This is a genomic window from Rhodovarius crocodyli, from assembly GCF_004005855.1.
Lineage (GTDB): Bacteria > Pseudomonadota > Alphaproteobacteria > Acetobacterales > Acetobacteraceae > Rhodovarius > Rhodovarius crocodyli.
This window is the reverse complement of record NZ_SACL01000006.1, coordinates 112,882-130,556: the sequence shown is the minus strand read 5'-3', so window position 1 is coordinate 130,556 and position 17,675 is coordinate 112,882. Positions and strand designations below refer to the sequence as shown.

At 70.3% G+C, this 17,675-nt stretch carries 14 protein-coding genes and 2 tRNA genes; 6 read left to right on the top strand and 10 right to left on the bottom strand.

Annotation, left to right across the window (positions count from 1 at the left end; translation table 11 throughout):
* Positions 1-117: 117 nt before the first annotated feature.
* On the bottom strand, positions 118-2,325 hold the full coding sequence (locus tag EOD42_RS17365) for a xanthine dehydrogenase family protein molybdopterin-binding subunit (protein ID WP_127788836.1): 2,208 nt from the start codon (positions 2,323-2,325) through the stop codon (positions 118-120).
* Positions 2,326-2,378: 53 nt separating this feature from the next.
* Here EOD42_RS17365 and EOD42_RS17360 point away from each other — a divergent pair, with 53 nt between their 5' ends.
* Positions 2,379-3,479 (top strand): NAD(P)/FAD-dependent oxidoreductase, encoded by a 1,101-nt coding sequence (locus EOD42_RS17360; RefSeq protein ID WP_127788835.1) that lies wholly within the window; start codon positions 2,379-2,381, stop codon positions 3,477-3,479.
* Here EOD42_RS17360 and EOD42_RS17355 read toward each other — a convergent pair.
* Positions 3,445-4,959, bottom strand: coding sequence for a sensor histidine kinase (locus EOD42_RS17355; protein ID WP_127788834.1), 1,515 nt, complete (start codon positions 4,957-4,959; stop codon positions 3,445-3,447). The two genes, EOD42_RS17360 and EOD42_RS17355, sit on opposite strands and share 35 nt — an antisense overlap.
* A complete protein-coding gene (locus tag EOD42_RS17350) occupies positions 4,931-5,605 on the bottom strand; it encodes a response regulator transcription factor (RefSeq protein ID WP_127788833.1) in 675 nt (224 codons plus the stop codon). Before EOD42_RS17350 ends, EOD42_RS17355 begins: the two co-directional genes overlap by 29 nt.
* A 115-nt stretch (positions 5,606-5,720) precedes the next feature.
* Here EOD42_RS17350 and creD point away from each other — a divergent pair, with 115 nt between their 5' ends.
* Together creD and EOD42_RS17340 are read left to right on the top strand one after the other, a co-directional pair.
* Entirely contained in the window at positions 5,721-7,034 is a 1,314-nt protein-coding gene (gene creD, locus EOD42_RS17345) for a cell envelope integrity protein CreD (protein WP_127788832.1), read from the top strand.
* On the top strand, positions 7,031-7,456 hold the full coding sequence (locus tag EOD42_RS17340) for a ribosomal maturation YjgA family protein (RefSeq protein ID WP_127788831.1): 426 nt from the start codon (positions 7,031-7,033) through the stop codon (positions 7,454-7,456). Before creD ends, EOD42_RS17340 begins: the two co-directional genes overlap by 4 nt.
* A gap of 119 nt (positions 7,457-7,575) precedes the next feature.
* Here EOD42_RS17340 and EOD42_RS17335 read toward each other — a convergent pair.
* Positions 7,576-7,648 (bottom strand) — tRNA-Ile (locus tag EOD42_RS17335).
* Positions 7,649-7,808: 160 nt separating this feature from the next.
* On the opposite strand from EOD42_RS17335, the gene fusA reads away from it, so the two are divergent.
* Positions 7,809-9,890: an elongation factor G gene (gene fusA, locus EOD42_RS17330; protein WP_127788830.1), complete on the top strand. Its 2,082-nt coding sequence runs from the start codon at positions 7,809-7,811 to the stop codon at positions 9,888-9,890.
* 168 nt (positions 9,891-10,058) lie between these two features.
* Here fusA and EOD42_RS17325 read toward each other — a convergent pair whose 3' ends face one another.
* From EOD42_RS17325 to EOD42_RS17315, 3 genes are read right to left on the bottom strand one after another with little or no spacing between them, the layout of a single operon-like run.
* A complete protein-coding gene (locus EOD42_RS17325; protein ID WP_127788829.1) occupies positions 10,059-11,015 on the bottom strand; it encodes a Bug family tripartite tricarboxylate transporter substrate binding protein in 957 nt (318 codons plus the stop codon).
* 17 nt (positions 11,016-11,032) lie between these two features.
* Positions 11,033-12,091 carry a toxic anion resistance protein gene (locus tag EOD42_RS17320; RefSeq protein ID WP_127788828.1) on the bottom strand — a complete coding sequence of 353 codons (1,059 nt, stop codon included), beginning with the start codon at positions 12,089-12,091 and terminating at the stop codon, positions 11,033-11,035.
* Positions 12,088-12,828, bottom strand: a complete 741-nt coding sequence (locus EOD42_RS17315; protein WP_127788827.1) for a hypothetical protein — start codon at positions 12,826-12,828, stop codon at positions 12,088-12,090. Before EOD42_RS17315 ends, EOD42_RS17320 begins: the two co-directional genes overlap by 4 nt.
* Before the next feature lie 347 nt (positions 12,829-13,175).
* On the opposite strand from EOD42_RS17315, the gene EOD42_RS17310 reads away from it, so the two are divergent.
* Both EOD42_RS17310 and rfaE1 read left to right on the top strand, forming a co-directional pair.
* Positions 13,176-13,251: transfer RNA gene (locus tag EOD42_RS17310), tRNA-Phe, on the top strand.
* Positions 13,252-13,349: 98 nt separating this feature from the next.
* Positions 13,350-14,762 (top strand): D-glycero-beta-D-manno-heptose-7-phosphate kinase, encoded by a 1,413-nt coding sequence (gene rfaE1 / locus EOD42_RS17305; RefSeq protein WP_127788826.1) that lies wholly within the window; start codon positions 13,350-13,352, stop codon positions 14,760-14,762.
* On the opposite strand, the gene EOD42_RS17300 is transcribed toward rfaE1, so the two are convergent.
* Genes EOD42_RS17300 through EOD42_RS17290 form a run of 3 tightly spaced genes read right to left on the bottom strand, consistent with a single transcriptional unit; the run spans position 14,759 to position 17,635 of the window.
* Entirely contained in the window at positions 14,759-15,493 is a 735-nt protein-coding gene (locus EOD42_RS17300) for a ComF family protein (RefSeq protein WP_164867991.1), read from the bottom strand. The genes rfaE1 and EOD42_RS17300 overlap by 4 nt on opposite strands.
* On the bottom strand, positions 15,471-17,021 hold the full coding sequence (locus EOD42_RS17295; RefSeq protein WP_127788963.1) for a rhodanese-like domain-containing protein: 1,551 nt from the start codon (positions 17,019-17,021) through the stop codon (positions 15,471-15,473). The genes EOD42_RS17300 and EOD42_RS17295 overlap by 23 nt, the downstream gene beginning before the upstream one ends.
* Entirely contained in the window at positions 17,021-17,635 is a 615-nt protein-coding gene (locus tag EOD42_RS17290; RefSeq protein WP_127788824.1) for a cysteine dioxygenase family protein, read from the bottom strand. Before EOD42_RS17290 ends, EOD42_RS17295 begins: the two co-directional genes overlap by 1 nt.
* Positions 17,636-17,675 lie beyond the last annotated feature (40 nt).

Sequence of the window (17,675 nt, the reverse complement as noted above, 5' to 3'; positions counted from 1 at the left end):
CTTCTTTTTCTGTAGAAAAAGAAGCAAAAAGACTTTTGTCAGTTTTGGGTGCTCTGGTAAAAATGGGCGCCCAGAAAGTTCCAAAAGTTTTTTGGTTCTTTTTTACAAAAAAGAACATTACTTCGTCTGCAGCGCCTTCCACACCGCCTCCGGCGTCGCGGGCATGTCCAGCTCCCTCACCCCGCGTTCCGCCAGCGCATCCAGCACCGCCGCCATCACCGCCTGCGGCGCCGAGATGCACCCCGCCTGGCCCACGCCTTTCACCCCCAGCGGGTTCACGCTGGCCGGGCTGCCGGGCTGGAACCGCACCTCGATCATCGGCAGGTCCATCGCGCGCGGCAGGCAGTAATCCATGAAGGTGGCCGACAGCAGCTGGCCGTCCGCGTCATAGGCGATGCGTTCCAGCAGCGCCTGCCCGATGCCCTGCGCCAGGCCGCCCTGCAGCTGCCCCTCGGTCAGCAGCGGATTCACCAGCGTGCCGTAGTCGTCGCAGGCGATGTAGCGGCACAGCGTCACCTCGCCGGTGTCGGGGTCGATCTCCACCTCGGCCACCTGGCCGCCATGGGGAAAGGTGCAGAGGCCGCTGTCATGCTCGGCCTCAGCCGAGACGGTCATGTCCAGCAGCGCCACGCTGGCGCCGGCGGGTGCGGTGAAGCGGCCCTCGGCGAATTGCAGGCTCTCGGGCGGGGATTGCAGCAGGCGCGCGGCCTCGGGGCGGGCGGCCTCGATCAGCGCGGCGGCGGCCTCGACCAGCGCGCGGCCGCCCTGGTGCAGGCTGCGCGCGCCGCCGTGGCCGCCACCCTTGGCGATGCGGTCGGTGTCGCCCTGGACATAGTCGAACACATCGGGCGGCAGGCCCAGCTGGTCGGCCGCGATCTGCGGCATGCTCGTCTCATGCCCCTGGCCGTTGGAATGGGTGCCGAGCGCGAGCTCCACCCGCCCATCGGCCACCGACAGCCGCGCCCATTCGCCGAAGGCGCCGCGCGCGGTCTCCATGAAGCAGGCCACACCCAGGCCCCGCAGCTTGCCGCGGGCTGCGGCCTCGGCGCGCCGGGCGGCGAAGCCCGGGCGGTCGGCGGCCAATTCGGCGGCGGCGAGGTTGGCGGGGAACTGGCCGTCGGCGATGGTCATGCTCATCGCCGTGGTGTGCGGATAGCTGCCGATCAGGTTGCGCGCCCGCAGCTCGGCGGCCGGTATGCCGGTCTGGCGGCCCGCCGCCTCGATCAGCATTTCCGTGATGTGGTTGGCCTCGGGCTTGCCGGCGCCGCGATAGGCCTCGATGGGCGCGGTGTTGGCATAGGCGCCGACCACCCGGGCATGGATGGCGGGAATCGCATAGCCGCCGCCGAAGGCGGTGCCGGCCGAATTGGTCGGGCAGGCGGGGCCGTTGGGCGAGGCGAAAGCGCCCAGCTCGGCCACCGCCTCCACCTGCAGCGCCAGGAAGCGGCCCGCGGCGTCCAGTGCCAGCACCGAATCGCTGTGATAGGCGCGGCCATGGGCGGAGGCCGCGAAGTCCTCGGCCTGTTCCGCCACCCAGCGCACCGGCCGGCCCAGGCGCTTCGCGCCCAGCAGCAGGCCCACATGCTCCGCGAAGGGCACGTTCTTCACGCCGAAGCCGCCGCCGACATCGGGCACCACCAGCCGCAGCTCCGCCTCGGGCACGCCCAGGGATTGGGCCAGCTGCCGGCGCATGCCGTGCACGGCCTGGCCATTGACGTGCAGCGTGCCGTTCGGCGTGGCGAGGGCCGCGCGCGGCTCGATCGGCGCGCAGGTCACGCGCTGGTTGGCCAGGGCCAGCCGCACCACATGCGCGGCGCCCGCGATGGCGGCCTGGGTCGCGGCCGCGTCGCCCTTCTGCCAGGTGAAGGCCAGATTGCCCGGAATGGCGGCGTGCAGCTGCGGCGCGCCATCGGCCAGGGCGGCATGCGGCCCGGTCACGGCGGGCAGGGTGTCGTAATCCACGATGATCGCCTCGGCGGCGTCGCGCGCGGCCTCGGGGGTCTCGGCGAAGACGAAGGCCACGGCCTGGCCCACATGATGCACGATGCCCTCGGCCAGGATGGGGCGCTCGGCCAGCGCCAGCGGCACGCCGATATTGGCCGGGCAGGGCAGGGGGCCGATGCCCGCCAACTCGGCCGCCGTCAGCACCAGCGCGGCCTGGGCGCCCGAAATATCGACGGACAGGATGCGCGCATGGGCATGCGGGCTGCGCAGCACCGCCATATGCAGCGCCCCCGGCGCCGCCAGGTCGGCCACATAGCGGCCCTGGCCCGTCAGGAAACGCGCATCCTCCACCCGGCGGAGTGACTGGCCGATATAACCCATTGAAGCGCGCCCCAGGCAGTTGCGGCGCCCATTGTCGCGTCTATGGTGCGTCCATGGAAGACGTCGATGTGGTGGTGGCGGGGGCCGGCGTGGTCGGTCTCGCCATCGCGCGAGCCTTTGCAACGGCAGGCCGCGAAGTGATCCTTCTCGATGCGAATGAGGGCATCGGGACGGAAACGAGTTCCCGCAACAGCGAGGTGATCCACGCGGGGATCTACTACCCCAAGGGCAGCCTGATGGCGCGCTACTGCGTGGAGGGGAAGAAGAAACTCTACGCCTACTGCAAGGAACGCGGCATTCCGCATTCCAACTGCACCAAGCTGATCGTGGCGACCAGCGAGGCGGAGGCGGGGCAACTCGCCTCGATCCAGGCCAAGGCGGCGGAGAACGGGGTCGATGACCTGACCTTCCTGTCGGCGCGGGAGGCCGCGGCGATGGAGCCGTCGCTGGTCTGTACCGCCGCGCTGCTGAGCCCCTCGACCGGCATCATCGACAGCCATTCCTACATGTTGAGCCTGCAGGGCGATGCCGAGAATGCGGGTGCCGTCAGCGTGTTCTTCTCGCCCGTCATCGGCGGGCGGCTGACGGAACAGGGCGCGGAGCTGGAGATCGGCGGGCCGGAGCCGATGCGGCTGCGGGCGAAGCTGTTCATCAACAGCGCCGGGCTGCATGCGCCGAAGCTGGCCTCGGCGCTGCAGGGGCTGGATCCCGCGCTGGTGCCGCGCGCCTATTACGCCAAGGGCAACTACTTCACCCTCTCGGGCAAGAACCCCTTCACCCGGCTGATCTATCCGGTGCCGGTGCCCGGCGGCCTGGGCACGCACCTCACGCTCGATCTCGGCGGGCAGGCCAAGTTCGGCCCGGATGTGGAATGGGTGGACGGGCTGGATTACGAGGTCGATCCCGCACGCGGCGAGAGCTTCTATGCCTCGATCCGCCGCTGGTGGCCGGAACTGCCTGATGGCTCGCTCTCACCCGGCTATTCGGGCATCCGCCCCAAGATCGTGCCGCCCGAGATCGCGAAGCAGGACTATGTGATCCAGGGGCCGAAGGTGCATGGGCACAACTGCCTGATCAACCTGTTCGGCATCGAGAGCCCGGGCCTCACCTCCTCCCTGGCTATCGGGGATGCGGTGCTGGAACTGGCAGGCTGATCTCGAAGCAGGTGCCGGTTTCGGCCGGCACCAGGGCGATGCTGCCGCCCGCGGCTTCCAGCATGCTGCGCACGATGGGCAGGCCGAGGCCGGTGCCGCCGGTGTCGCGGGCCGTGGTGAAGAAACGTTCAAAGACACGCGCGGCATTCGCCGCGGAAATGCCCCGGCCGTTGTCGGCGACGCGCAGGATCACACGGTCGCCCTCGATGCGGCCGGTGACGCTGCTGACCGCACCCGGCCCCGCATGCTGGCGGGTGTTGTCCCGCAGATTGCCCAGCACGGCGCGCAGTGTCTCGGCGGGAATCGCGACCTCGGCATCCGGCAGGTCCGCCTGCACGTCGCGCAGGTTGCACCGGCCGCCGTCGCGCGGGGGCGGGGCCTCGGCGCGCGCCAGTTCCAGCAGGCGGCGCACCAGCCGGTCCAGCCGCTCCACATCGCCCTGGGCCTGGGCCAGGAAGCGGGCGCGGTCGGCCTCGGGCATCTCGTCCTGCAACAGTTCCAGCGCGCCGCGCAGGGCGGCGAGCGGCGTCTTGAACTCGTGGCTGACCTCGGCGGCGAAACCGCCGATGTAGTCGGCGCGGTGCTGCAATGTGCCCGCCATGGCCTGGATGGCGGCGGACAGCTCATCGGCCTCACGCACGGCGCTGCGGCGCACGCGGCCGGGCGGCAGGCGGCCGCCGGCCGCGACCAGCCGCGCGCGGTCCGCCACATCCCTGATCGGGCGGCTGACGGTATAGGAGATGACGAAGGCCAGGGCGCCCGCCACCAGCAGCAGCACCAGCACCAGCCCCGCGATGTGCCACCGCTTGCCATAGAGCGCCTGGTCAACGCCGGGCGGCGTGCGGGAGAGCAGGACCGCGCCGATCACCTCTCCCTGCTCCAGCACCGGATGGGCCACGAACACCCGGATGCTGCCGCTGCGGCTGAGACTGGTAGCGCCCCTGGGCTGGTCCCCCGCCACGACGCGGGCCCGCAGCACGGAGATCGGCTGGCCTTGCAGGGCGGCCGCGACCTCGGGCTGGGCGGCGAGGGAGAGGCCCAGCTCCTCGCGGCTGCTGGCCACGACCACCCCCTGGCGGTCCAGCACGCGCATGGCGGCCAGCGTCACGCGCTGGGCCTCCGCCAGCACGGGCTGCAATTCGCGGCCGATGGCGGCGGCACGGGGGTCGGGCGGCGTGCCGGGAATGCCGTCGAAGGGCGGCGGCAGCACCGGGTCGCGCGCCAGGTCCAGCTGGACGGGGCGCGGCAGCATGGTGGCGGGCGGCAGGGGCGCGTCGGGGCCGGCCCATTGCGCACGGAACACCGCCGCGATCACCGCCGCCTGGCCGATCAGCTCGGTCTCGGTCTGGCGCACCAGTGCGCTCTCATAGACCTTCAGCAGCCACAGCCCGCCCAGCGGCGCCACCAGCAGCGCCAGGTTGGCCGCCAGCAGCACGGTGCGGATGCGCGGCTTACGCCGAGAAGCGGTAGCCGAGGCCATGCACGGTTCCGATGGGCTCGCCGCCGAGGGCGGCGAATTTCTGCCGGATATGGCGGATATGGCTGTCGATGGTGCGGTCGCTGACCACGCGGCGGTCGGGGTAGGCGATGTCCATCAGCATGTCCCGCGTGAAGACCCGGCCGGGGGCAGCGGCCATGGCGCGCAGAATGGCGAATTCCGTGACGGTCAGGGCGACCGGCTGGTCCTGCCAGAAGGCCTCATGCCGGTCCGGCAGCAGGCGCAGGGGGGAGGTGGCCGGCGGTGGGGCCTCAGGGGCTGTCGGGCTCTGGCGGCGGCGCAGCACGGCGCGCACCCGGGCCACCACCTCACGCGGGCTGAACGGCTTGGTCACATAGTCGTCGCCGCCCAGTTCCAGCCCCAGGATGCGGTCCACCTCCTCATCGCGTGAGGAGAGGAAGATCACCGGCAGATCGCCCGCGCGGCGGATCTCGCGGCAGACATCCGTGCCGTTCATCTCCGGCATCGTCACGTCAAGCAGCACCAGGTCCGGCGATTCGCGGGTGACGGCGGCCAGCGCCGCGGCACCATCCGCGGCCTCGGCGGTGGCGAAGCCGTCCCGTGCCAGCGCGAAGCACAGCACGCTGCGGATATGCGGGTCGTCGTCCACCACCAGGATCTTGGCCATCGCCGATGTTCTGCACCGAATCTGCACCGACTTTCCACCCCGGCTGCACGCGCGCTCCGTCAGGGCTGCACGGCGCGCCGGCAGTCTGGCCCTTCATCGAGGAAGGAGGGCCGCCATGGCCGAGACCGAAACCCAGCCGCCGCGCGAACCCATTCCCGCCCCGGCCCGCAAGCTGATGGCCGTGGGCGGCGTGCTGGCGGCGCTGATGGTGCCGACGCTGCTCATCAACGGGCTGGTCCGGGAACGCGAGGGCCGGCAGAGATCCGTCAGTGACGCCATCGCGCAGAGCTGGGGCCCTGACCAGATGGTGACCGCACCCGTGCTGGTCGTGCCCTGGCAGGCGCCGCCCGTCCAGCCCGGCGCCCCCGTGCGCGAGGGAGAGCTGGTGCTGCCGCCGGAGGAGCTGCGCGCCGATGCGGTGCTGGCACCGGAGGAGCGCCGGCGCGGGCTGTTCAGCGCCACCGTCTATACCGCGCGGCTGCAATTCGCCGGTCAATTCCAGCTGCAGCGTCTTCGGGTGGCGCAGGTGCCGGAGGCCGAGCTGCGCTGGCAGGACGCGCACCTGATGGTCGGCAGCAACGGCATGCGGATGGGCGGCGTGGCGCCGAGGCTGCGCTGGGGCGAGGCGGCGCCGGATGCGGAGGAAACCTTCGTGATGGGCGGCGCCTGCGGCCGGCGCACCGCGCTGCGCTGGAATGCCGGCCTCGACGGCCCGCCCGAGCCCGGGCGCCGGATCGCCTTCGACCTGCGCATGGCGCTGCGGGGCAGCGAGGCCCTTCATGTGCTGCCGCTGGCAGGGCGCAGCCATGTGACGATGCAGGCCGCCTGGCCCACCCCCAGCTTCGTCGGCGGTGACCTGCCGGAACGCAGCGAGGTCACGCCCGACGGCTTCAGCGCGGAATGGCGTGGCGGCGCGGGGCAGGTGCTGCCGGTGCAGGGCAGCGTCAACTGCCAGTTGGACACCGCCCAGGCGGTGGGCGTGGAATTGCTGCAGGCGGTGCCGACCTATCGGATGGTGAACCGGGCTTCGAAATACGCCCTGTTCTTTCTCGCCCTGGCCTTCATGACCTGCGGATGCTTCGAGATGCTGGCCCGGGTGCGGGTGCATGTCGTGCAATACGCGCTGCTCGGCGCCTCGGTGGTGATGTTCCCCCTGCTGCTGCTGGCGCTGGGTGAGGCGGTGGGCTTCGCGGCGGCCTATGTGCTGACGGCCGCGGCGGTGGTGCTGCAGTCAGGCGCCTTTGTGGGGTCGGTGACGCGACGACGCGGCCTGGGGCTCGCCATGGGCGGGGTGCTCTCGGGGCTGTTCGGCTTCCTGTACGTGGTGCTGAGCCTGGAGGCGCTGTCCCTGCTGGTGGGCACCATGGCGCTGTTCGCGGTGCTGTCGGTGGTGATGGCGCTGACCCGGCGGGTTGAGTGGGGCCGGTGAAACGCTGGCTGGCGGTGCTGGCCGTGGCGTCGGTGGGGATCGGGCTGCGCCTGATCCCAGTGGGTTTGCCTTGGGAGCTGACGAAGTACGGCGGTTCCCTGGCCTGGGGCGCCATGTTCGGGCTGCTCGGTCGGATGGTGGCCCCCCGCTGGGCTCCGTGGCCCGCCCTGTGGGTGTTGCTGGCGGGAGAAATGCTCAAGCTGGTGCAGGATTCGTGGCTGGTCGCGCTGCGGGCGAATCCGGTGGCGGGCTTCCTGCTGGGGCGCACGTTCTCCTGGTGGGCGGTGCTGGCCTACGCCGTGGGCGCTCTACTGGTCGAAATCCTGGAGCGCCGCCCCAAGGCCCGCCGGACTGAGGGCGGCTGGGACGATCTTCTCCCCGTTCTGGGTCTCCGGCCGCACGGCGGCCGGCGGCGCCCATAAGGCAGTGTTGCCGGGCGACCCAGCGGCGCGCCGTAAGCCAAGGCGGCGGATGCCGCCGCCCGGCGCCTGAGGGCAAATATATAGGCATTATGCCGGCCGGCCTTCGGCGGCCGGCATAATGCGCCCGGCAGGACTCGAACCTGCAACCAAACCGTTATGAGCGGTCCGCTCTAACCATTGAGCTACAGGCGCATACACCCCATGTGTCGCGCAAGGGACGGCATGCCGCAAGATGGCTGGACAAATCAGCCCGCAACGTGCAAACCCCGCCCCGAATTACAGATTCACAGGTAGCAGCCCACGGGCCGTGCGGAATGACGCGCATGCCCGTTCTTGGTCATGGAGGCCCCTCGTGGCACGCACCCCTCTCGAGCGTATCCGCAATATCGGCATCACCGCGCATATCGACGCCGGCAAGACGACCACGACGGAGCGCATCCTCTACTACACGGGCAAGTCGCATAAGATCGGCGAAGTCCATGACGGTAACACCACCACCGACTACATGGCGCAGGAGCGTGAGCGCGGCATCACGATCACTTCCGCGGCCGTGACGGCCGAGTGGAAGGACTACCGCATCAACGTCATCGACACCCCGGGCCACATCGACTTCAACATCGAAGTGAACCGCTCGCTGCGCGTGCTCGACGGCGCGGTGTTCATCATCGAGGGCGTGGCCGGCGTGCAGCCGCAGTCCGAGACCAACTGGCGCCTGGCCGACCGCTACAACGTGCCGCGCCTGATCTACATCAACAAGCTGGACCGCACCGGCGCCGATTTCTATCGCGCCGCCGACACGCTGACGGAAAAGCTCGGCATCAACTGGGTTGCCCTGCAGCTGCCGATCGGCATCGAGGACAACCTGAAGGGCATCGTCGACCTGGTCGAGATGAACGCCGTGGTGTGGCAGGGCGATGAGCTCGGCGCGAAGTTCGACATCGTCGAAATCCCGGCCGACATGAAGGAAAAGGCCCAGGAATGGCGCGAGAAGATGCTCGACGCCGTGGTGGCCGCCGATGACGAGGCGATGGAGAAGTACCTGGAGGACGGCGACGTTCCCACGGACATCCTGAAGCGCGCCATCAAGAAGGGCACCATCAGCGGCGAGTTCCGCCCGGTGGTCTGCGGTTCGTCCTTCAAGAACAAGGGCGTGCAGCCCCTGCTCGACGCGGTGATCGACTACCTGCCTTCCCCCGTGGACATCGAAGGCATCAAGGTCGCCCCGGAAGAGGGCCAGGACGAGACGGCCGAGCGCCGCGTGATCCCGGCTGACGAGAACGCGCCGTTCGCGGGCCTCGCCTTCAAGATCATCAACGACAAGTACGGCAACCTGACCTTCGTTCGCGTGTATCGCGGCGTGCTGCGCTCCGGCGACACCGTCATGAACACGACGAAGGAGGGCAAGGAGCGTGTGGGCCGCATGTTCCAGATGCACGCCGACAAGCGCGAAGAGATCAAGGAAGTGTTCGCGGGCGACATCGCGGCCTTCGTGGGCCTGAAGGACACCGGCACGGGTGACACGCTGGCCTCCTCCGAGGACCCGGTGGTGCTCGAGCGCATGGCCTTCCCGGTGCCCGTGATCGACATCTCCGTCGAGCCCAAGACCAAGGAAGGCATCGAGAAGATGACCCTTGGCCTGCAGAAGCTCGCCGGTGAGGATCCCTCGCTGCGCCTGAAGACCGACCAGGAAACCGGCCAGACCATCCTGTCCGGCATGGGCGAGCTGCACCTCGAGATCATCATCGACCGCCTGAAGCGCGAATACGGCGTGGACGCCAATGTCGGCGCCCCGCAGGTGGCCTATCGCGAGACGATCTCCAAGCCGCACACCGAGGTCTACACCCACAAGAAGCAGTCGGGTGGTTCGGGCCAGTACGCCGAGGTGAAGATCACCTTCGAGCCGAAGGAGCGTAACGAGGGCGTCGAGTTCGTGAACGCCATCGTTGGCGGCGCGGTGCCGAAGGAATACATCCCCGCGGTCGAAAAGGGCATCAAGGTGCAGGCCGACACCGGCGTGCTGGCCGGCTTCCCGACGGTGGACTTCAAGTACACCCTGGTGGACGGCAAGTACCACGACGTCGACTCGTCCGCGCTCGCGTTCGAAATCGCCGGCAAGGCCTGCTTCCGCGAAGGCATGAAGAAGGCCGGCCCGGTCATCCTCGAGCCGATCATGGACGTGGAAGTGACCACCCCGCAGGATCACGTCGGTGACGTGGTGGGCGACCTGAACCGTCGCCGCGGCATGATCCAGAGCCAGGACATGGCCGGCACCTCGGTCATCGTGCGCGCCCACGTGCCGCTGAAGGAGATGTTCGGCTACATCTCCAACCTGCGCGGCATGACGAAGGGCCGTGCGTCCTTCTCCATGCAGTTCCACCACTACGACCCGGTGCCGCGCAACGTCGCCGAGGAAATCATGAAGCAGAGCGCCTAACGGCCTCTGCCTCAGGGCAAAAGGAAACCCCGGTGCCGCGAGGCGCCGGGGTTTTTTTGTGATTTTCTTTTTTGAAGAAAAAGAAGCAAAAAGACTTTTCGAGCTTGTGTGGCGCCGTTGAATTCAAGCGCCACACAAGCCGATGGTTCTTTTTTACAAAAAAGAACGTCAGTCCGGCCGGATATTGTACTCGCGCACCACCCGCGCCCAGGTATCCATCTGCTCGTCCAGGAAGCGCCCGAATTCCTCGGCGCCCGCGCCCGAGACCTTCACGCCGAACTGCTCCGTCAGGCGGTTGCGCAGCTCCGGCTGCTGCAGGGCGGCGCGGATCACCTCCTCCATGCGCTTGCGGATGGGCTCCGGCGTCGCGGACGGCGCCAGCACGCCCCAGAAGGCGCGGGCATCCACGCCCGGCACGCCCACCTCGGCGAAGGTCGGCACGTTGGGCGCGCCGGCGAAGCGCTCGGCACCCAGCGAGACGAGCGGGCGCACCTGGCCCTCACGCAGGGGCACCGCGAAGGCGGTGGGGGTGGTCACATACAGGTCGGCCTCGCCGGTGGCCGCCGCCGTCACCAGCGGCCCGCCGCCGCGATACGGCACGTGCTGGACAACGAAGTTGCCGGCCTTCTGCGCGATGGACATGCCCAGATGCGCCAGGCTGCCATTGCCGATGGTGCCGTAGGTCAGCGTATCCGGGCGCGCGCGGGCGGCTTCCAGCAGCTGCTGCCAGTTCTGCCAGGGGCGGGACTTGTGGGCCATCAGCAGGTTCGGCGTGGTGCCGACCAGGATGACCGGCGCCAAATCCTTCTTGGTGTCGAAGCCGATGTTCGGGATCAGCACCGGATTCACCACATGGGTGTCGAACACCACCGCCCAGGTGTTGCCGTCACCGGGGGCGCGGGCCACCGCCTGGGCGCCCAGCGCGGCAGAGGCGCCGGGCCGGTTCTCCACCACGCAGGGCACGCCGAAGGCCTGGGCGATGGATGGCTGCAGCAGTCGCGCCACAAGGTCCGTGCTGCCGCCCGGCGGGAAGCCGACCACCAGGCGGATGGGCCCGGACTGCGCCAGGGCGGGGGTGGCAAGACCGAGGGAAGCGCCGAAGACGGCGCGACGCGATAGCTGCATGGTACGTTCCTTGCTGGTTACTGATGTCCCGGCTCCGTGCGGGCCTTGGCCGCCGTCAGGGCACGGCGGATCTCGGCTTCGCACATCGCAAGTTCCTCCACCGCCCGGCCGCGCGTGGTGCGGCCCTCCTCGGCGATGCGCAGGCTGTCCTCGATGGTGCCGACCAGCGCGGCGTTCGCGCGCTTCACGGCTTCCATGTCGAACACCCCGCGTTCAAGTTCGGCCCGTGCCTCGGCATTGCCCTGGCGCAGGGTCTCGGCATTGGCGGTCAGCAGCTGGTTGGTCAGGTCGGTCGCGGCCTTCACCGCGGCGCCTGCCTCCTTCATGCGATGGATGGCCAGGGCCTGGGCCAGCTGCTGGCGCCACAGCGGCACGGTATTGGCCAGCACCGACTGGATCCGGGCCGACAGCGCCTTGTCGTTCTCCTGGATCAGCCGGATCGAGGGCAGGGACTGCATCGCCACCTGCCGGGTTAGGCGCAGGTCATGCACCCGGCGTTCCAGCTCGTCGCGCGCGGCGCGGGCATCGCGCAGCTTCTGGGGGGCCATCGGGTCAGCGCCCGCGGCCGCTGCCTCCAACGCGGGGATGGTCTGCGAATCGGCGCGCTTGAGGGCCAGTTCCCCGGCAGCGATGTGGTCCGCGAGGCCGTGGAACCATTCGAGCGTCGCGCCATAGAGGCGGTCCAGCCGCTCCACATCCTCCAGCAGGCGGGTGCGGTGGCGGTCCAGCCGGTCCCCGATGCTCTCGATCTGCCCGCGCACGGTCTCATAGCGCATGACGATGGAGGCGACCTCATTCTGCGCGCGGCCGAACAGCCGCGCGAAGATGCCGGGCCGGTCGTTCAGCTTCGTCACGTCGAAGCCGCGCAGGGCGCCGAGCATGGCATTCAGGCTCTGCCCGGCCTCGCCCGTCTCGGCGTTCTTCGCGCCCTCCAGCATGGCATTGGCGGCGTCCTGCGCGCGCGCCTGGGTGGCCGCGCCGAAGCGCAGGATGGTGGCGGGCTCGGCCAGGTCGATCTGGTCGGCGAGTTCGGCGATGGCGGCCTCACGCGTGGGGTCGGGCTGGATCTCGCTCATGACCGGTCTTCCTTCAGGCGGTCGCTCATGACCTTCACCTGGATGTCCAGCGCCTCCGTCTCCCGCGCACGCAGGCGGATGCGCCAGTCGCGCGCGGTGGCCGCGATATCGGCCAGCAGCGGGGCCATGCGTTCCGGGGGTTCGGCGCCGGCCTCCAGCCGCTCTGCCATGCGTTCCAGCCCATCCATATGCATATTCAGGAATCGACGGGCTTCATCGGCCGAATCGGGCCTGCGTGCAATGACCATCAGCAGCTCCGACAGGCCCAGCACCGCGTCGTCCAGCCCCTCTCCCTGCGGCAGGGCGACGGCGCGGCGATGCAGATCGGCCAGGCGCTGCTCGGTCTGCTGCAGGGCAGAGGGCATGGGGCGCACGGGCTCTGGCGCCGGTGCGGGCGGGGGCGGAGGGGCAGCCTGCTCCGGAAGGTCGTCGGTCAGCAGGCGGGCGCCGGTGAAGGCGCCGAATCCGAGCATCACGGCGGCGATGGGGTGCAGATGCGCGGCCATCCCGGCCGCGATGCCGGCGGCGGCGCCCACCAGGATGGAGCCGCGCCGCGAATCGCCCGCGCGGCCCCGGCCGAAGGTCAGCGCCGCCATCATCAGCAGGCCCAGTCCGAGCGCGCTGCCGATCAGGCTGCTGGGCCGGCCCGCGAACAGGCTGATCAGCAGGTCGATCGCCAGCGGCCAGCCGAAGCCGACCACCGTCCAGACCCGCCAGCCGCGCAGAAAGGGGCTCATGGCCGAAGCCTCACCGGCGGAACATGGCAATGAAGGCGGGCAGCCAGAGGCAGAGCGTCAGCAGGCCGAAACCCAAGGAATAGCGCAGCGGACGCGGAACATCGGGCAGCATCGGCGTGGCGGCCGCTGCCCATCGGTTCCTCTCCCTGCGGCGTCGCTTGCCCATGTCTCGGAGCCCGTTGCTGCACCGCGCTTACATCGCCCCTGCGCGGCCCCGCATCAAGCACGCAGAGCATGTCGGGCGCCGATTATACCGGCGCCCGCGTCGACCGCCGCCTTCACGGAAGTGAAAAGAGGGGGAGGGGGGCTGGACAGCCGCGCCCGGGTTCCGTATTTCCCGGGCCGTCGCCCGGATAGCTCAGTTGGTAGAGCATGCGACTGAAAATCGCAGTGTCGCTGGTTCGATTCCGGCTCCGGGCACCACTCGCTTCCCTCTCCTTCGGCAGACCAGTCGCACGGCAGCATCCATGCTGTCAGACCGGCGGCTTTTGAGGCCTTCGCCCGTCTGCTAGAGCGTCGCCATGCTCGATTTCTCCCCTTTGCGCGTCGTGGTGCTGGGCGACGTGATGCTGGACCGCTTCCTCTACGGGGATGCGGGCCGCCTCTCGCCGGAGGCGCCGGTGCCCGTGGTGCGCCGCCGCCGCACCGACAGCATGCCCGGGGGCGCCGCCAATGTCGGGCGCAACCTGCTGGCGCTGGATGGCCAGGCCGCCGTCATCGGCCTGATCGGCGAGGATGCCGAGGGGCAGGAACTCACCGCGCTTGTCGGCCGTTGCGCCCATCTGGTCGGGTCCGCCCGCCGCACCAGCAGCAAGCTGCGTGTGATCGCGGCGCAGCAGCAGGTGGTGCGGGTGGATGACGAGAACACCGCGCCCGCGACGGAGGAGGAGCGGGCGGCCCTGCTGCGGACGCTGGGCATGGTCCTGCCCGGGGCAGGCGCGCTGGTTCTGTCGGATTACGGCAAGGGCGTGCTGACGCCGGGCGTCGCCGCCGATGCCATCGCCATGGCGCGCCAGGCGGGCGTGCCCTGCCTGGTGGACCCCAAGGGCCGCGACTACAGCCATTATGCCGGGGCCGACGCCCTGACCCCCAATGCCCGCGAACTGGCCGAGGCCACGGGCATGCCGGTCGCCTCGGATGCCGAGTGCGAGGCCGCGGCCCGCCGCCTGCTGGCGCAGGTGCGGGTCGGCGCCATCCTGGTCACCCGCAGTGAGCGCGGGATGATGCTGGTCCCGCGCGACGCCCCGGCGCAATCGGTCCCCGCCCAGGCGCAGGAGGTGTTCGACGTCTCGGGCGCCGGGGATACCGCCATCGCCACGCTGGCGCTGGCCGTGGCGTCCGGCAGGCCGCTCGGGGCCGCCATGCGGCTGTCGAACGCCGCGGCCGGTGTCGTGGTCAGCAAGCTCGGCACCGCCACCTGCTCCGCGGCCGAGCTGGAACTGGCGCTGCGGCGGCAGGAGGGCTCAGCCGGCGGGCTGATCAACTGGGCCCAGGCGCGCGCGCTGACGCAGGAATGGCAGCGGCGGGGCCTGCGGGTGGGCTTCGCGAACGGATGCTTCGACCTGCTGCACGCCGGCCATGTCCGCATGCTGCAGGCCGCCCGCACCCATTGCGACCGGCTGGTGGTGGCGCTGAACGACGATGCCTCGGTCAGCCGCCTCAAGGGACCGACCCGGCCGCTGAACACGCTGGAGGATCGGGCCGTGGTCATCGGCGCCCTGTCCGCCGTGGATGCCGTGATCGGCTTCGCGGAGGACACCCCGCTGGAGGCCATCCTGGCCCTCCGGCCCGATCGCCTGTTCAAGGGGCAGGACTACACCATCGACCAGGTGGTGGGCGCGCCCGAGGTCGCAGGCTGGGGCGGTGAGACGGTGCTGCTGGAACTGCTGCCCGGGCGCTCGACCACGGCGCTGGTGCAGAAGGCGAAAAGCTAGAGCAGGGGAACCCGCGCCGCGGCCAGCACATTCACCTGCGCCGCGCCCGCGCCCCGCAGCGCCAGCGCGCAGGCCTCGGCCGTCGCGCCCGAGGTCAGCACGTCATCCACCAGCAGCACCCGCCGCCCGGCCACCTGCGCGGCATGGCGCGGCGCCAGGCGGATCGCGCCCTCCAGCTCAGCGCGCCGCGCCACGGCGCCCAATTCCCCGAGCGGGCGGGTGTGCCGCGCGCGGCGCAGGGCGTCCGGGATGCAGGGCTTGCCCGAGAGGCGGGCGAGATGCCGCGCCAGCAGCGCGGACTGGTTGTAGCGCCGCGCCAGCAGCCGCCGCCAATGCAGCGGCACGGGCAGCAGCAGATCGGCCTCGCGCAGCAGATCCGTCCCGGCACGGGCCATGTGGCGGGCCAGGGGCAGGGCCAGCTCGGTCCGGTCGCCGTGTTTCATCGGCAGCAGCAACGCCCGCGCGCCGTCATCATAGACGAGCGCCGCGCGCGCGCGGTCGAACAGCGGCGGGCGCCGGTCGCAGGCCTCGCAGGTCCCGATCCCGGCATGAGGCAGCGGAATGCCGCAGCGCGCGCAGAGCGGCGCCGCCGCGAAGGTCAGTTTCCTGAAGCAATCGGCGCATTGCGTGCCCTGGTCGAGCACGGGCGCCTCACAGGTGAGGCAATGGGGGGGCAGCGCCGCATTCAGCAGCCCCCCCAGCAGTCGCCTAAAGCCGGCCGAAGCCTGCATCGCCGTCGCGCTCCACCTCATGCACCAGGTCGATCTCCCAGGAGAGGTATTCGCGCATCGCTTCCTCGATGCCGGTGTTCCGGTCATAGGGGCGCAGGTAGAAGTCGATGCAGGCGGCATCCGCCGGCACCTGGCGATCGGCCTCCAGCCGGTGGCCGGCGGCGGCCCAGGCCGCGGTCCCGCCCTCCAGCACCCGCACCGGCGCCGAGGTCAACGCCGCCAGGTCGGCGGCGGCGAGGTGGGCCAGCGCCTCACGCGGGGCGGTCACGACGACCAGCGGCACGCCGGCCGGCGGGGCCGAGAGCCGCGTGCGCACACCCCATTCGGCACCCGGGATATGGCCGTCCCGGAAGTCGATGCTGCGGGCGAGGTCGATCACATGGGCGCCGGGGCGCGCCGCCAGCTCCGCCACCGAGATGGTGGGGGCGGGCGGCACGGCGGGGGCGGGCTCGGGGCCGGTTTCCAGGGGGGCGGCCGCGCCTTCCAGCACGAACACCTCCCACCCGCCCAGCAGCCGAAGCCAGGCGGCCGACATGCGGGCGCGGGCGCCGTCGCCCAGATCCGTCAGCACGATGCGGGCGCGGCGCACCGCCACCCACTGGTCGGTCGCCTGGACCAGCTGGCCGCCCGGCGCATGGCGGAAGCCCGGCAGATGGCCCGCCTGGTATTCGGCCGGCGCGCGCACATCCAGGCAATAGGTGGTGCGGGACGCATCGGCCCGCAGGGCGGCCAGCCCGGCGGCGTCGATGGTCTTCACCCCCGTCTCACGCGCGAAATTGCCGGCGCGTTCCAGGGCGAGCGCCGCCCCGGGCGGCGTGCCGGGCGTGTAGCTGCGGGTCTTGCCGCGATCGCAGGTGAAGCCCGCCAGCTCCCACCCCATGGTGCCGTTGCGCAGCGCCACGATGCGGTTGGGCACGCCCGCGCGGCGCAGGCTTTCGGCCCCCATGATGCTGCGGGTGCGGCCGGCGCAGTTGATCACGATGGTGGTGTCGGCATCGGGCGCGAATTCGCCGATGCGGTAGACCAGCTCGCCGCCCGGCACGCTGATGGCGCCGGGGATCGACATGCGGCGGTATTCGTCGAGCGGCCGGCTGTCCAGGATCACCATGGGCTTGCCGGAATCCATCAGCGCCTTCAGCTCGGGCGGGTCCAGGCTCTCGGTGCCGTAATGGTGCTCGGCCCATTCGCCGAAGGCCTTGGAGGGCACGTTCACGCCGGAGAACAGGACATGGCCCGCGGCCTTCCAGCCCGGTGCGCCGCCTTCCAGCACATGCACATCGCTGTAGCCCTGGCCTGTCAGCCAATGCGCCAGGGTGGCGGCATAGCCTTCGCCGCCATCGGTGCAGACGATGCGGGTGGCCTTGCGCGGCACCAGGTTGGGCGCGCGCAGCTCCTTCTGCGACAACGGGCAGGGGATGGCCCAGAACAGGTGGGAACGGCCGAACTCACCTTCCTCGCGCGCGTCGAGGATGGCGAGTTCGTCACCGTCCCCGATCCACGCCTTGAGCGTGGCCGGGGAGACCTGCATCACGCCTTGGCCTGCTGCGTCGCCTTCATGAAGTTCTTGTTGTAGGGCACGATCTCGCCCGTATCGGCCATATAGGCCTTGCGGCCGTCCAGCTGCTCCAGCGACAGGCCGTACATGTGCAGGTGGCGGGTCGGCACGGCGCCCGTGGTGTGGATGGAGTGGATGGCATCCGGCATGAAGGCGATGCCGCGGCCGGGCTCCACCATCACCTCATGGTCCACCACCAGGGCGCAGCGCTCAGGGTCGGTGCCGTCATCGGTGCGGCGATAGACCTTGTTCAGCTCCTGCCCGTCCACGGCCACGACGACGGCCCAGGTGGTGTGGTCGTGCGGCTTGGTCTCGTTGCCGGGGTTCAGGGCGTTCAGGTACAGCGCGAAGGTGCCGCCCTCATCCATCTGCATCAGATAGCGGTTGCTGCCCTTCTCGCCGTTCGCGGGGGGCGGGAACTCGCCGGCGGGGAACAGGTGCTCCTGGGCGGCGAGCGCCATCAGCTCCTCGCGGAACTTGGACAGGCTGGCGGGGGTCACGCCCTCGGCGGCCTCGATGGCGCGGATGCGCTCGACGGTGGCGGAAACCTTGGCGGCCCGTGCGGCCTTGATGTCAGTCGCGTTCATTGTCGCGTCTCCCCAATAATCGGTCGGCCAGCATAGGCCC